The sequence below is a fragment of the Candidatus Pelagibacter sp. FZCC0015 genome (genome assembly GCF_007833635.1).
Taxonomy (GTDB): domain Bacteria; phylum Pseudomonadota; class Alphaproteobacteria; order Pelagibacterales; family Pelagibacteraceae; genus Pelagibacter.
In genome coordinates this window covers 429,995-446,512 of record NZ_CP031125.1, presented here as the reverse complement: position 1 = coordinate 446,512, position 16,518 = coordinate 429,995, and the positions used below count along the sequence as shown (strand labels likewise).

Sequence of the window (16,518 nt, the reverse complement as noted above, 5' to 3'; positions counted from 1 at the left end):
TTGGGTATATAAAACATTTTAAAAAATGAGCGAAAAATTACTTGTTCCTGACATTGGTGACTTTGAAAATGTTGAGGTTATAGAGATACTTGTAAAACCTGGTGATCAAATTAAAGAAAATGATCCAATAGTTACAATTGAAAGTGACAAATCTAGCGTTGAAATCCCTTCTACAATTGCTGGAAAAGTAGATAGTTTAGCAGTTAAAGTTGGTGATAAAGTTTCTAAAGGTGATTTATTGCTTAATCTTAAATCATCATCAAAAACATCATCAGAAAGTACTCTTCCAAAAGATACAGAAAATATAATTAAACAAGCCGAAGAAGCAATGGCTGAAAAAAAAGAGGAAAAAAAAATTATATCTGAACCTATAATTGAGAAAAAACAATCTACAATACAAGTAGTTAATGGGACTGATATTGATCCACTTGAAACTCAAGATTGGTTGGAGTCTTTATCTGCAGTTATTTCGAAAGATGGAAATCAAAGAGCCCATTTTTTAATTAAAGAATTAATTAACAAAGCTTATCGAGAAGGAGCAAATATTCCTTATACTCAAAATACACCTTACATAAATACAATACCCCCGGAGGCTGAAGTAAAGTCTAGTGGTGATCAAAATATTGAAAGAAGAATTAGATCGTTAATTAGATGGAATGCAGCAGCAATGGTAGTTCGAGCAAATAAAAAACACCCTGAGCTTGGTGGACACATTGGTACATTTGCATCTGCTGCAACATTATACGATGTCGGTATGAACCATTTTTGGAGAGCAAAAAATAATAAATTTGGTGGAGATTTAATTTATTTTCAAGGGCATAGTGCTCCTGGAATGTATGCAAGGGCATTTTTAGAAGGCAGATTAAATGAAAAACAATTAGATAGTTTTAGACAAGAGGTAAAGCCTGGTGGTCTTTCTTCATATCCACATCCTTGGTTAATGCCAAAATTTTGGCAATTTCCCACCGTATCTATGGGGCTAGGTCCCATGCTTGCTATATATCAAGCTAGATACATGAAATATTTAATCAATAGAGGTTTGATTAAAGATGAAGGAAGAAAAGTATGGGCCTTTTTAGGTGATGGAGAAATGGATGAACCAGAGTCGATGGGAGCAATTGGGCTAGCTGCAAGAGAGAATTTAGATAATTTAATTTTTGTAGTTAATTGTAATCTTCAAAGATTGGACGGTCCGGTTAGAGGTAATGGAAAAATTATTCAAGAACTTGAAGGAAGTTTTAGAGGAGCTGGTTGGAATGTAATTAAAGTTATTTGGGGATCGTATTGGGACTCATTGATAGCTAACGATAAAACTGGTCAATTAGTAAAAATTATGAATGAGACAGTAGATGGAGAGTATCAAGCAATGAAGGCAAGAGATGGTGCTTATGTGAGAGAAAAGTTTTTTGGAAAATCTCCTGAAACATTAGAATTAGTTTCAAGCATGTCGGATAAAGATATATGGCGGCTAAATAGAGGTGGACATGATCCTCATAAAGTTTTTGCTGCATATGATAAAGCAACTAAAAATCAAGGAAGTCCAACTGTAATTATTGCTAAAACTATTAAAGGTTATGGAATGGGAAAATCTGGTGAAAGCGTGAATACTACTCACCAAACTAAAAAATTAGATGTTGATGACTTGATGTATTATCGAGATCGATTTGATGTTCCTTTAACAGATCAACAGGTAAAAAATATTGAATATTTTAAGCCCGATGAAAAATCGCCTGAAATAAAATACATCAAAGAAAGAAGAATTAAATTAGGTGGATTTTTACCTGAACGATCTACATTTGCAAAACCAATAAAAGCACCAACCAAAGATATTTTTGATTTTATGAAAGTATCGACTGGTGAAAAAGAAATGTCTACTACAATGGCACTTGTGAGAATGCTAACTAATTTATTAAGAGATAAAAATATATCTCCAAGATTAGTTCCAATTATTCCTGATGAAGCCAGAACGTTTGGCATGGAAGGTTTTTTCCAAAAAATTGGAATTTATGCACATGAGGGGCAAAAATATGAACCCGAGGATGCTGCTCAATTAAGTTCTTATAGAGAAGATAAAAGTGGTCAAGTTTTAGAAGAAGGTATCAATGAGGCAGGTGCTATGTCTTCATGGATTGCTGCTGCCACTGCATATACTAATCATGATATCGAAATGATCCCAATTTATATTTTTTATTCAATGTTTGGTTTCCAAAGAATAGGAGATCTAGCTTGGGCAGCTGGGGATAGTCAGGCTAGAGGATTTTTGGTAGGTGCAACAGCTGGAAGAACAACATTAGCTGGAGAAGGCTTACAACACCAGGATGGACATAGTCATTTAATTGCATCAACTATTCCAAATTGTGTAACTTATGATCCTACATTTCACTATGAATTAGCTGTAATTTTTCGAGAAGGTCTAAGAAGAATGCATGAGAAAAATGAGAATGTTTTTTATTATATTACAACAATGAATGAAAATTACACACATCCAGAAATGCCGAAAGATAAAAATTGTGAGGAAGGCATTTTAAAGGGTATGTATAAAATAAAAGAATTTAACAAATACAAAAAAACTAAAATCCAACTTTTAGGATCAGGAACAATCTTAAGGGAAATGATGTCTGCTGCAGAGATTTTGCAAAATGATTATCAAATTGACAGCGAGATTTGGAGTGTAACAAGTTTTAATGAATTAAGAAAAGATGGGATGGAGGTAGAAAGATATAATCTTTTAAATCCTGATAAAGAACCCAAAAAATCTTATGTAGAGCAATGCCTAGGCCAAACAGAGGGTCCAATTATGGCTGCATCTGATTATATGAGAATGAATTCAGATCAAATCAGATCTTATACTACTAAAAGTTTTTATTCATTAGGAGCAGATGGTTTTGGAAGAAGTGATACAAGAAAAAATTTAAGAAAATTTTTTGAGGTAGATAAAGAACATTTGGTTGCTTACGGTTTAAGTATTTTGGCAAAAGAACAGCTTATAACTTCTAAATATGCAAAAGATGCAATGAAGAAGTATAATATTGACAGTAACAAACCAATGCCAACGAAATTATAAATGTCAGAAACTGAGATTAAAGTACCTAATATTGGAGATTTCAAAGATGTAGAGGTAATTGAGGTATTAGTTTCTGAAGGTCAATCAATTAAAAAAAATGATGCTCTAATAACAATCGAAAGTGATAAATCTAGCGTAGAAATACCATCAAATTTAGAAGGTAAAATTAAAAATTTAAAAATAAAAGTAGGAGACAAAGTTTCTGAGGGCGACTTAATTTTAACTGTAGAAAGTGATTTAAAAGTTAAAAAGGAAGAGGTTAAAGAAAAACTAGAAATTGAAAAAGAGTCAAAAAATATTGAGGTAATAAAACCTGAAATCCAAGAAAAAACTTTTTCTAAAAATAATATTTCAGATATTTCATCTGCAAGTCCAAAAGCTAGAAAATTTGCTAGAGAACTTGGTGTAGATATTAATCAAGTAGCCGGGAGCCAGAAAGATGGTAGAGTTATTGAAGATGATATTAAAAAATTTGTTTCATCTAACTCAAAAACCACAGTTGTAGCAAAAGATACAAAACCATATAAAATTAAAAACGAATTTGAACATTCTGATTTCGGTGAAATAGAAATTAAAGACATACCAAGAGTAAAAAAATTATCATCAAAATATCTTACAAATTCATGGACAACAATTCCTCATGTTACAAATCACGATGAAGCCGACATAACGGAGATGGAAAGTTTTAGAAGTTCATTAACAGATATGTATACTGGAGAAAAAATTAAAATTACACCTCTAGCATTTATAATAAAGGCTTTAGTTGCATCTCTTAAGAAATTTCCTAGTTTTAATTCTTCTATAGACGAAATTGAGACTGGAAAAATGACTTTAAAAAAATATTACCATATTGGGATAGCAGTTGACACACCAAATGGATTAATGGTTCCAAAAATAAGAAATGCAAATAACAAAAAAATTTCTCTAATAAGTAAAGAATTAAAAGAGGTAAGTGAACTTTGTAGAAATTTAAAAATTGATAAAAAAGAATTGTTTGGTGGCTCGATGACGATTACGAGCTTAGGTGGTATAGGAGGTTCATTTTTTACCCCTATAATTAATTATCCTGAAGTTGCTATATTAGGAGTAGGAAGATCAGAAAAAAAACAAATTTTTATGAATGGTAAGTTTCAAACCAGGACTATGCTCCCAATTTCTTTATCTTATGATCACAGAATTATTGATGGTGCAGAAGCAGCTAGGTTTAATAATGATCTAAAAGAAAACTTAGGCAAAAATTTTGCTTATAAACTAGCTGTCTAATTAAAAATGAGTAAATCCATATCATTATTTAGTGCCTTATTGTGCACTTTCATTTGGGGAACAACTTTTATTGCCCAAGACACAGGCATGGATAATATTGGCCCTTTTACATTTAATGCTGTGAGGTTTTTTGTTGGTTTTTTAGCCATAACTCCACTTTTGATTTTATTTGAATTAAAAAATTTTAAATCAGAATTTAAATTAGATAAAAAAACTTTCATAATTTATTCATTGTTAATTGGAATTTCTTTATTTTTAGGCTCTGCACTTCAACAAGTTGCTTTGCTTTACACAGATGTTGCAAATGCTGCTTTTTTTACAATTTTTTATGTGCCAATGGTACCGATTATCATATTTTTGTTTGGTAAAAAATCAATGCATTGGAGTGTATGGCCTTCTGTAGTTCTATGTTTAATTGGAGGATATTTATTAACAAATTTTCATGATGCAACAGTAAGATTAGGAGATACTTTAGTTGTTCTAGGAGCTTTATTTTGGAGCACTCATATTATTTTTACTGGGATCATTATAACTAAATACAATCTTCCACTTACCTTAGGAGCTGCACAGACTTTAATTGTGGCTATTTTTTCATTTATAATTGGAATTATTTATGAAGAATTTATTTTAAGTAATATTTTAATGGAAATTTATTCAATTTTATATGCAGGTATATTATCTGGCGGATTTGCATTTGTATTACAAATTTATGCCCAGCGTAATATTACTCCAGCGCCTGCAGCTATAATTTTTTCTCTTGAAGGTGTATTTGCGACTATAGCTGCTTGGTTTATTTTAAATCAAATTCTAGATGTTAATAATTTACTTGGATGCTTTTTTATTCTATGTGGAGTTCTCTTATCTCAATTACTCCCTTTAATTAAGAAGAAATATACTTAATAAACTAAACTAAATAAAATCAAAGCAATTATTATTCTATAAATTACAAATGCATTCATTGAAAATTTATTTATATAAATTAAAAAGAATTTAACTGTTAGAAAAGAAAAAATAAAAGAAGATATAATTGCGATAACAACTAAGTAATTAAACTGAATTGATTGTTCAAAAACATCTTTCAAGCTTAAGACACTAGCTCCAGCTAATGCTGGGATTGAAAGTAAAAAAGATATCTTACTTGAATCTACTCTATTAAATTTTAAAATTCTTGCAGCTGTTATAGTAATTCCTGCCCTACTCACTCCAGGTACAAGAGAGAAAATTTGGAAAACACCTATAAATATTATTGACTGAAAATTTAAATTTGAAGAAATCTTTTTATCAAATCGATTTTTGTCTGAGATGTATAAAATAACTGCGAATATTAAAGTAGTCCAAGCAATGACTTCTAAATTTCTTAACTGATAAATTAAATTTGTACTATAAAGTATGTATCCAACAATTATTAATGGAATAGATCCTAATACAATTAAATTTAAAATTCTTTTATTTTTTCTGATATCAAACAATTCATCTTTAAAAAAATAAATTATAGCTATTAGTGAACCTAGATGGAGGCTGATATCAATAAGCAAAGAACTAGATTTAAATTCATATAAAGTAGAAACCAAAATTAAATGAGCAGAAGAACTAATAGGAAGAAATTCAGATATTCCTTGAATTGCGGAGAGAATTAAAACTTCTATAATATTTTGAAACATTGTTTCTTCGTAACTTATAAAGTATTTATTTAAAACAATTCGATTTAAGCATAATAGCTATGCAATAATTAAAAACGTGTTAATTGGCGGTAATAATTTAAAAATTAGGGTCAATATATATGACCTATTTTATGCTTTATATACATAAATCAGGGTATATTTTGCCAAAACTTAAATAATATTATGCAAGATAAAATGCTCAAATTTGTTAAAATAGGTCAACAAACTCCACCTAAAAGAGAAGTTGATACGAGAAAGAAAGATTTTAACGAAATTTATGACGAGTATATCAATGAAAAAGCCAAAGAACAGTCAAGTAGGTGTTCGCAATGTGGAGTACCTTTTTGCCAAGTTCATTGTCCTTTAAGTAATAACATTCCAGATTGGCTTAAACTGACAGCAGAGGGAAGATTAAAAGAGGCGTATGAATTATCCCAAAGCACAAACAATATGCCTGAAGTGTGTGGTCGAATTTGCCCCCAAGACAGATTATGCGAGGGAAATTGTGTAATTGAACAGTCTGGTCATGGAACAGTAACTATCGGATCAGTAGAAAAATATATTACAGATAATGCTTGGGCTGAGGGCTGGGTAAAACCAATTAAGGTAACTAATGAAAAAAATCAAAGCGTAGGAATTATAGGAGCAGGTCCTGCTGGTTTAGCTGCTGCAGAACAATTAAGAAAAAATGGATATAAAATTACTGTTTACGATAGATATGATAGAGCAGGAGGATTATTAATTTATGGAATTCCAAATTTTAAATTAGAAAAAGAGGTTGTAGAGCGAAGAACAAAACTCTTAAAGGATGGAGGAATTGAATTTGTTCAAAATTTTGAAGTTGGTAAGGATGCAAGCCTAGATCAATTGAGAAAAAAACACGACGCAATTTTAATTGCAACAGGAGTTTATAAAGCAAGAGAAGTAAACTTACCTGGAAATGATCTTGATAATATTTTTCCTGCAATGGATTTTTTAACAGCATCTAATAAAAAAGGTCTAGGAGACGATGTTGAGTTGTTTGATAAAGGAATTTTAAATGCAGAAGGTAAAGATATTGTTGTAATCGGTGGAGGTGACACAGCAATGGATTGTGTAAGAACTTCTATAAGACAGAAGGCAAAATCTGTTAAATGTTTGTATAGAAGAGATAAAGAAAATATGCCAGGATCTGCTAGAGAAGTTGCAAATGCAGAAGAAGAAGGTGTTGAGTTTGTTTGGTTATCAAGTCCTAAAGAATTTAAAGGTACAAATAAAGTAGAAAAAATAATTGTAGATAAAATTAAACTAGGTGATCCAGACGAGACAGGAAGAAGAAAGCCACAAGTACAAGAAGGCTCAAGTTACGAAACAAAAGCAGATATGGTCATCAAAGCACTAGGTTTTGATCCTGAAGATTTACCAAATCTATTTGATAGTAGTGAATTACAAGTAACAAAGTGGGGAACTATTAAAACAGATTTTGATACTATGGAAACAAATATAAAAGGGGTGTTTGCTGCTGGTGATATAGTTAGAGGAGCTTCATTAGTTGTTTGGGCGATAAAAGATGGAAGAGATGCAGCAGCTTCAATTAAAACTTATCTAGAGAGTAAATCTAAAGTGGAAAAAAGAGTGGCTTAATGGAAAATTATAAAAAGAACCTTTACCTTTTAAAAGAAAATAATGTTTATTCAGAAGACATGGAGCATGATGCTTGTGGTGTTGGTATAATTGCATCAACCGAAGGTAAAAAATCTCGTAAAGTTGTAGAGTATGGTATTGAAGCATTAAAAGCAGTTTGGCATAGAGGCGCTGTAGATGCCGATGGAAAAACTGGTGATGGAGCTGGGATTCATGTTGAAATACCAAAAGATTTCTTCATTGAAAAGATAGAAGTAACAGGACACACACATGACAATTCTGAAATATGTGTGGGCATGATATTTCTACCTCGGAATGATTACGCAGCACAAGAAAGTTGCAAAACTATTGTTGAAAGTGAATTAACAAAAAATGATTTTAGTATTTATGGCTGGAGACAAGTTCCAGTTAATCCAAAAGTTTTAGGAGAAAAGGCATTCCAAACAATGCCTGAAATTATTCAAGTATTGTTTAAACCTTATAATCCAGAATTAACAAATAAAGATTTAGAAAGAAAAATTTATGAAACTAGAAGAAAGATAGAAAATGAAGCTTTTAAAAAGTCTTTAAACAATTTTTATATTTGTTCATTGAGTTCTAAATCTATCATTTACAAGGGAATGTTTTTAGCTGAAGCTATCTCAGATTTCTACCTTGATCTAAAAGATGAGAGATTTATTTCAAGGTTTGCTATTTTTCATCAAAGATTTTCAACAAACACAGCGCCTAGCTGGAATTTAGCTCAACCCTTTAGAGCTATAGCACATAATGGAGAAATTAATACTTATAGAGGAAATAAAAATTGGATGAAAGTTCATGAGCAAGAGATGAACAGTCCCCTTTTTGACGATGTTGAAAACTTAAAACCTGTTATACAACAGGGAGCATCAGACTCTGCTGCATTAGACAATGTTTTTGAATTATTAAATATATCTGGTCAGCCTGCGCCTTTGGCAAAGCTTATGTTAGTTCCAGACGCATGGTCTAAAAAAAATAAAACTCTACCAAAAGATCACCAACAATTATTTAATTTTTTAAACAGCACTATGGAGCCATGGGATGGACCAGCAGCTATTGCTGGAACTGATAATGAGTGGGTTATAGCTGCAAATGATAGAAATGGATTAAGACCTTTAAGATACGCAATTACAAAAGATAAATTATTATTTGCAGGTTCTGAAACAGGAATGATTGAATTAAATGAAAAAAGAATTTTGTCAAAGGGAAGATTGGGTCCTGGGGAAATAATTGGAGTTAGAATAGAAAAAGGTAAAGTATTTACTAACAAGCAAATAAAAGATTATTTAGCCAAAGAATATAAACACTTTAATTCACAAATTATCGACCTAGATGATAAGTTAACCATTTCAGATGAAAAAAATTCTTTTTCGGGAGATGATTTAAGAAGAAGGCAATATACTTTTGGAATAAGTTTAGAAGACCTTGAGCTCATACTGCATCCTATGGCAGAAGATGCTAAAGAAGCAACTGGATCTATGGGTGACGATACACCATTGGCTGTTTTGTCAGATAGATATAGACCATTATACCATTTTTTTAGACAGAATTTTAGCCAAGTCACCAACCCACCAATAGACTCTTTAAGAGAAAACAAGGTTATGAGTTTGAAAACAAGATTTGGAAATCTTGGAAATATTTTAAATTTTGATAATTTAACAAAGCAAAATATTTATGTTTTAAATAGTCCAATATTATCAAATTCACAGTTTGAAAAATTTATAAATTTTTTTGGCAATAACTCATCTATAATTGATTGTACTTTTTCTGAAGAAGAGACTTTGTTTGACTCAATTAAAAAAATTCAAAAAGAAGCTGAAATTGCAGTAAGACAGGGAGTTACTCAATTGATTTTAAGTGACAAAGAGCTTTCTAGCTTAAAACTTCCAATACCAATGCTTTTAGCAGTTGGATCAATTAATTCGTTCCTTATTGAAAAAAAACTAAGAGGATATGTATCAATAAATGTACAATCTGGAGAGGCTTTAGATACACACTCTTTTGCAACCTTAATAGGAGTTGGAGCAACTACTGTGAATCCATATTTAGCATTTGATAGTTTATTCCAGCGCCATGAAAAGAAGTTATTTGGAAAATTTAGCTTTGATGAGTGTGTAGAGAGATACATAAAATCAGTAAACGCAGGTTTATTAAAGATCATGTCTAAGATGGGTATTTCAGTTCTAAGTTCTTATAGAGGTGGATGTAACTTTGAAACCGTAGGTTTAAGTAGAACAATTGTTGCAGATTATTTTCCAGGAGTGGTCTCTAAAATTTCAGGTATTGGACTTACGGGTATAGAGAAAAAAATTAGAGAAATTCATAAAGAGGCATTTGAAAGTTCTGAAACCATATTGCCGATAGGCGGTATATATAGATATCGTAAAAATGGTGAAACACATCAATATCAAGGAAAATTAATCCATTTACTTCAAAGTGCAGTAGGATCTAATTCTTATGATGCCTATAAAAGATATGCGGATGGAATATATAGTTTACCACCTATTAATCTTAGAGACTTAATTGATTTCAGAGAAAAAAAATTAAGTGGACCAATAGATATTTCTGAGGTTGAGCCAATAGAAAATATTTTAAAGAGATTTGGAAGTGGGAGCATGTCTCATGGAGCTTTATCGAAAGAGGCACATGAAACTTTGGCAACTGGTATGAATAGGATCAAAGGTGCTTCATGTAGCGGAGAGGGCGGTGAAGATGCAAGTAGATTTAAAGTTTTAGATAATGGTGATAGTGCAAACTCAAGAGTTAAACAGATAGCTTCTGCAAGATTTGGAGTTACAGTTAATTATCTTAATAATTGTAATGAGATAGAAATTAAAATTGCACAAGGCGCTAAGCCCGGTGAAGGGGGTCAGTTACCAGGATTTAAGGTTACTGAAGAAATTGCTAAACTTAGACATTCAACTCCTGGAGTAACTTTAATATCACCACCACCACATCATGATATTTATTCAATCGAGGATCTTGCACAACTAATTTATGATTTGAAACAGATAAATCCTAAAGCAAGAATTGGAGTTAAGCTTGTTGCTTCCTCTGGAGTAGGAACAATTGCAGCTGGTGTAGCTAAAGCAAAAGCAGATATAATATTAATTTCTGGACATAATGGCGGAACAGGAGCAACACCACAGACTAGCGTTAAGTATGTTGGAATACCATGGGAAATGGGTTTGACGGAAGCAAACCAAGTATTAACTTTAAATAATCTTAGACATAAAGTTACATTAAGAACTGATGGTGGAATTAAAACTGGAAGAGATGTGGTGATAGCTGCAATGATGGGTGCTGAAGAATATGGTGTTGCTACTACAGCATTAGTTGCAATGGGATGTATAATGGTAAGGCAGTGTCATTCAAATACATGTCCTGTAGGCGTTTGTACTCAAGATGAAAAGCTCAGAGAAAAATTTACTGGAACTCCGGAAAAAGTAGTTAATTTATTCACATTTATAGCCAGCGAAGTAAGAGAAATATTAGCAAATTTAGGTTTTAAATCATTAAATGAAGTGATTGGTAGGACAGACTTGTTAAAACAGGTTAGCAAGGGTTCTCCAAATTTAGACGATTTAGATTTAAATCCTTTATTTGTTCAAGCTGATACTGGAAATAATCCAAGGTATTGTGAGGATCAAGAAATAAATAGTGTACCAGATACTCTTGATCAACAAATTTGGCCAGAAGTTGAACAGGCTTTAGATAATTCTGAAAAAATTGAGAAAGAATATCAAATAAAAAATACTAACAGAGCAGTAGGCACAAGAATTTCTCATCATTTGTATAAAAAATATGGTTATGAAAAACTTGATGAAAACTTTTTAGTTTTAAATTTTAAAGGATCAGCAGGTCAATCATTTGGTGCATTCTCTTCAAAAGGTTTGAAACTTGTATTAAAGGGAGATGCAAATGATTATGTTGGTAAAGGTTTGTCAGGAGCTACTATTTCAATAAAATTACCTGAAGAGAGTAATTTAGTTTCAAATGAGAATACAATTTTAGGAAATACTGTTCTTTACGGAGCAACTTCAGGAAAACTTTTTGCTGCTGGCCAAGCTGGTGAAAGATTTTCAGTAAGAAATTCTGGTGCAGTCACAGTAATTGAAGGATGCGATTCGAATGGATGTGAATATATGACTGGTGGAACTGTAGTAATTTTAGGAGATGTTGGTGATAATTTTGCAGCTGGTATGACAGGTGGAATGGCCTTTATATATGATAAATCTCAACAATTTGAAAAGAAAGTAAATCCAGAGTCAGTAGTTTGGCAAAACGTAGAGACAGATTATTGGAAAGAATATCTAAAAAATTTAGTTAGTGAGCATTTTAAAGAAACTGAATCTCAATTATCGAAAAAAATAATTGAAAACTTTGATGATGAAGTAAATAATTTTGTTCAGGTGTGTCCTAAAGAAATGTTGGATAAGTTAAAAAATCCAATTACTTTAAAAAAAGATATAAAAAAAGTTAGTTAAATTAATAATTTAAGCTCTTTTAAAATTATATTTAACCATTTTTTATTTGATAAACTGTGATCACCTTTTTTTATAATATTTAATTTCTTCTTAGCTTTGGGAAATAATCTTAAAACTTTTCTTGAATACGAGACAGGAACTGTCTCATCTTTTTCACCATGTACCATTGTTACTTTAATATTTGAATTTATTTTCTTATTTAAGACTTTGTTTTTTCTTCCATCTTTTATTAATTGTAGACTAATTGGATATTCATAATTGCCATGTTTTAATTGATAAATACCCTTACTTATTGTTTCCTCTTTCATTTTTTTAGTAAATTTTTTCCACATTAAATTTTCTAAAAATTCAGGAGCAGCCCCTATTCCTAAAAATCCTTTAATCTGTTTTTTGAAAATTTTGAATTGATTGAGCGAAATCCATGCGCCCATACTTGAACCAATTAGCACAAATTCTTTTTTTTTTACGTATTTTTTAATTAAAATTGACGTCTCTTTACTCCATTTTGAAATATTCCCATTTACAAATTTTCCAGAAGATTTCCCATGACCAGAGTATTCTAGTGCTAAAAAACTTACTTTATTTTTTTTAGCAAACTTTAAAAATGCATTTGGTTTTTTTCCTTCAAGATCTGACATAAAGCCATGTAAAAAAACTATAAAAGAACTATTTTTAAAAATTTTGGAAATATATCTAATTTTCTTTGTATTTGATATTTGATGAAATCTGAAATTTGCCATAATCGTTTATAAGTTTAGTCTATTAATATATAATCATATCAAATGTCATCTGATTTAAAAGTTTTACAAGTTATTCCAAAGTTAGGTTATGGAGGAGCTGAAACAGGCTGTTATGATATTGCGCATTATTTACCAGAAAATAATTGTAAATCATTTCTTGTAACTAGTGGTGGTGAATTACTTAAATTTGTAGATAGAAAAAAAGTTAAGGTATTTAGACTTCCTGTACAGAGCAAAAATCCTATACTAATTTTAATTAATGCTTTTCTCTTAATTGGAATAATTTTAGTTTTTAATATTTCTCTTGTTCACGCGAGAAGTAGAGCACCTGCTTGGTCATGTTTGTTAGCAACAAAAATCACAGGAAGAAAATTTGTAACTACATTTCATGGAACATACAATTTTAAGAGTAATATAAAAAAAATTTACAATTCTGTAATGACTAGAGCAGATTTAATAATTGCAGGATCTAATTTTATTTTTTCTCATATTAAAAAAAATTATTCAAAATATTTAAATGAGAAAAAAAAATTAATGGTTATTTTTAGAGGAATAAACGTTGACTACTTTGACCCTACAACCAAAATTGAAATTGATGAAAAAAAATTATTAAAAAAATGGGAAATTGAAAAAGATAAAAAAATTATACTTTTACCTGGTAGATTAACTTCCTGGAAAGGACAGGAAGTTTTTATAGAGGCTATTAATTTAGTGAATATAGAACTGGGTTATGAAGCATTTTATGCTGTCATTTTAGGCAGTGATCAAGGTAGAGATTTATATAAGAAAAAATTAATAAGACTTTCAGAGCAATATAGATTGTCTAAACAAATTAGATTTATAGATCATTGCAAGGATATGGCCTTAGCTTATAAAGTTTCTGATATTATTGTTTCAGCTTCAACTGAACCAGAGGCTTTTGGCAGAGTTGCTGTCGAAGCACAATCAATGGAAAAACCAATTATAGCAAGTAACATTGGAGGTTCTAACGAAACTATAATTGATGAAAAAACTGGTTTTTTATATGAAGCAGGAAATGCCAAATCATTAAGTAATAAAATTTTAAAAACTCTTAACATGGATGAAACTCTATTAAAATCAATTGGTTATGAGGGAAGAAAAAACATAGTTCAAAAATTTAATGTTGAAAAAATGTGCTTTTCTACTTATTCAGAGTATAAGAGATTATTAAATTAAATGCCTATAATAACATTACCTGACGGAAACAATATTGACTTTCCTAATAAAGTTACTGGACTTGAAGTAGCTGAAAAAATTAGCAAATCATTAGCCAAACAAGCCATGGTCATAAGCGTCGATGGTGAACTTAAAGATCTTGATTTTTTAATTGAAAATGACTGTTCTGTAAAAATTTTTACCTCAAAAAATCCGGAGGGCTTAGAAACTATAAGGCATGACACAGCTCATATTTTAGCTATGGCTGTTCAAGAATTATTTCCTGGAACACAAGTTACAATTGGACCTGTGATTGAAAATGGATTTTATTATGACTTTGCTAGAAAAGAACCATTTACAGAGGATGATCTTGTTAAAATTGAAAATAAAATGAAAGAGATTGTCGATAGGAATGAAACAACAAAAAGAGAAGTTTGGGATAGAAACAAAGCAATTAGCCATTTTAAAAAAAAAGGAGAAATTTATAAAGCTGAGCTAATTGAAGCGATACCTGAAAATGAAGATGTATCAATTTATTTTCACGGAGAATGGCATGATTTATGTAGAGGCCCACATTTATCCTCTACAGGTAAAATAGGGAAATATTTTAAACTTACAAAAGTATCAGGAGCATATTGGAGAGGAGACTCTAACAATGAAATGTTGCAACGAATATATGGTACTAGTTGGGCAACTCAAAAAGACCTAGATGAATATTTGAAAAGAATAGAAGAAGCCGAAAAAAGAGATCACAGAAAATTAGGTAGAGAAATGGATTTATTTCATTTTAGAGAAGAAAGCCCTGGCTCAGTATTTTGGCATGAAAGAGGATGGGGTTTGTTTCAAAAGCTCATTAACTACATGAGAAGCAGACAAGATGCAGCTGGTTATAAAGAGGTCAATACTCCAGAGGTACTAGATAGACAACTATGGGAAAAATCTGGGCATTGGGAAAAATATGGAGAAAATATGTATACTTCTGAAACACCAGATGAGAAAGTTTTTGCAATTAAACCAATGAATTGCCCTGGTCATATCCAGGTATTTAATCAAGGCTTAAAAAGTTACAGAGATCTTCCGTTACGTTTTGCTGAATTTGGGAAAGTTCATCGTTATGAGCCATCAGGCGCTTTACATGGATTATTAAGAGTAAGAGCCTTTACTCAAGATGATGCCCATATTTTTTGCACTGAAGATCAAATTACTAGCGAATGTTTAATTGTTACAAATCTAATACTTGATATTTATAAGGACCTTGGTTTTGAAAATGTGATTCTAAAATATGCAGATAGGCCAGAGGTAAGAGTTGGTGATGATTCAGTTTGGGATAAAGCAGAAGCCTCTTTGCTTGAAGCCGTTAAAGCTTCTAAATTAGAATATACTATTAATAAAGGCGAGGGAGCATTTTATGGTCCTAAAATTGAATTTGTTTTACGAGATGCTATTGGCAGAGATTGGCAATGTGGAACCTTACAAGTAGATTTAAATTTACCTGGAAGATTAGATGCTTCTTATGTTGACAAAGATGGAACTAAAAAGGTTCCCGTTATGTTACATAGAGCACTATTTGGTTCTTTAGAAAGATTTATTGGAATTTTAATTGAAAATTATGCAGGTAAGTTTCCATTTTGGATATCTCCATTGCAGACTATGGTAATACCCATTTCAGAGGAATTTAATGACTATGCAGTCGATGTATCAAATAAAATTAAAAATTCAGGTATAAGTTCTGCAGTAGATTTAAAAAATCATAATTTAAATTATAAAATTAGAGATCATTCTTTAGCAAAAATCCCGCTTTTATTAATTTGTGGTAAAAAAGAAGTTGACTCCAATTCAGTAACGATTAGAAGATTAGACTCTAATAAACAAGAAAATATGGGTATAGATCAATTCTTAAAAACATTCTCTGCTTTAAATAAAGCATCATCAAACTAAGTGGCAGACTTCAAACAAAATTATTTTCAAAGAAGAACTAAGGACAGAGGTCCAAGATCAAATAATAGAATTTCTTCTCCTGATGTTCAGGTTATAGCAAGTGATGGAGAAAATCTTGGAGTGATGAATACCAATGAAGCTATTTCCATGGCAAAAAATCAAGGTTTAGATTTAATTGAAATAGCACCTAACGCAAATCCCCCTGTATGTAAAATAATGGACATGGGTAAATATAAGTATGATGCTCAGAAAAAAGCTAATCTTGCAAAGAAAAAACAAAAAATTGTTTCTTTAAAAGAAATTAAAATGAGACCTGTTACTGAAACTCATGATTATGAGTTTAAAGTCAAAAATGCTAAAAAATTTATAGCTAAAGGAGATAAGGTCAAATTTACTATAAGATTTAAAGGTAGAGAGCTTCAGCATTCCCATCTAGGAAATGAACTAATGGGTAAAATTAAAGAAGATATGAAGGATATTGGCAAGGTAGAATTGCATCCCAAGTTTGATGGGAAGCAAATGATCATGGTAATTCAGCCTTTATAAGC

General features: G+C 31.0%; 10 protein-coding genes. 8 read left to right on the top strand and 2 right to left on the bottom strand.

The window, feature by feature from the left end:
- The first annotated feature begins 25 nt into the window (after positions 1-25).
- From aceE to DT059_RS02315, 3 genes are read left to right on the top strand one after another with little or no spacing between them, the layout of a single operon-like run.
- On the top strand, positions 26-3,064 hold the full coding sequence (gene aceE, locus DT059_RS02325) for a pyruvate dehydrogenase (acetyl-transferring), homodimeric type (RefSeq protein ID WP_145596420.1): 3,039 nt from the start codon (positions 26-28) through the stop codon (positions 3,062-3,064).
- Positions 3,065-4,327 (top strand): 2-oxo acid dehydrogenase subunit E2, encoded by a 1,263-nt coding sequence (locus DT059_RS02320; RefSeq protein ID WP_145596418.1) that lies wholly within the window; start codon positions 3,065-3,067, stop codon positions 4,325-4,327.
- A gap of 6 nt (positions 4,328-4,333) precedes the next feature.
- The gene (locus DT059_RS02315; RefSeq protein ID WP_023854444.1) at positions 4,334-5,227 is read left to right on the top strand and encodes a DMT family transporter; all 894 of its coding nucleotides are present in this window, start codon (positions 4,334-4,336) and stop codon (positions 5,225-5,227) included.
- Here DT059_RS02315 and DT059_RS02310 read toward each other — a convergent pair.
- Positions 5,224-5,988: an undecaprenyl-diphosphate phosphatase gene (locus DT059_RS02310; protein WP_145596417.1), complete on the bottom strand. Its 765-nt coding sequence runs from the start codon at positions 5,986-5,988 to the stop codon at positions 5,224-5,226. The two genes, DT059_RS02315 and DT059_RS02310, sit on opposite strands and share 4 nt — an antisense overlap.
- Before the next feature lie 183 nt (positions 5,989-6,171).
- On the opposite strand from DT059_RS02310, the gene DT059_RS02305 reads away from it, so the two are divergent.
- Both DT059_RS02305 and gltB read left to right on the top strand, forming a co-directional pair.
- Positions 6,172-7,611 (top strand): NAD(P)-dependent oxidoreductase, encoded by a 1,440-nt coding sequence (locus tag DT059_RS02305; RefSeq protein ID WP_145596415.1) that lies wholly within the window; start codon positions 6,172-6,174, stop codon positions 7,609-7,611.
- The gene (gltB, locus tag DT059_RS02300; RefSeq protein ID WP_145596413.1) at positions 7,611-12,116 is read left to right on the top strand and encodes a glutamate synthase large subunit; all 4,506 of its coding nucleotides are present in this window, start codon (positions 7,611-7,613) and stop codon (positions 12,114-12,116) included. The genes DT059_RS02305 and gltB overlap by 1 nt, the downstream gene beginning before the upstream one ends.
- Here gltB and DT059_RS02295 read toward each other — a convergent pair.
- Positions 12,113-12,856 (bottom strand): alpha/beta hydrolase, encoded by a 744-nt coding sequence (locus DT059_RS02295; protein WP_145596411.1) that lies wholly within the window; start codon positions 12,854-12,856, stop codon positions 12,113-12,115. The two genes, gltB and DT059_RS02295, sit on opposite strands and share 4 nt — an antisense overlap.
- Positions 12,857-12,898: 42 nt before the next feature.
- On the opposite strand from DT059_RS02295, the gene DT059_RS02290 reads away from it, so the two are divergent.
- Genes DT059_RS02290 through infC form a run of 3 tightly spaced genes read left to right on the top strand, consistent with a single transcriptional unit; the run spans position 12,899 to position 16,516 of the window.
- Positions 12,899-14,053 (top strand): glycosyltransferase family 4 protein, encoded by a 1,155-nt coding sequence (locus DT059_RS02290; protein ID WP_145596406.1) that lies wholly within the window; start codon positions 12,899-12,901, stop codon positions 14,051-14,053.
- Positions 14,054-15,970: a threonine--tRNA ligase gene (gene thrS, locus DT059_RS02285; RefSeq protein ID WP_145596404.1), complete on the top strand. Its 1,917-nt coding sequence runs from the start codon at positions 14,054-14,056 to the stop codon at positions 15,968-15,970. It abuts the gene before it with no gap.
- The gene (infC, locus tag DT059_RS02280) at positions 15,971-16,516 is read left to right on the top strand and encodes a translation initiation factor IF-3 (RefSeq protein WP_075484372.1); all 546 of its coding nucleotides are present in this window, start codon (positions 15,971-15,973) and stop codon (positions 16,514-16,516) included.
- Positions 16,517-16,518 lie beyond the last annotated feature (2 nt).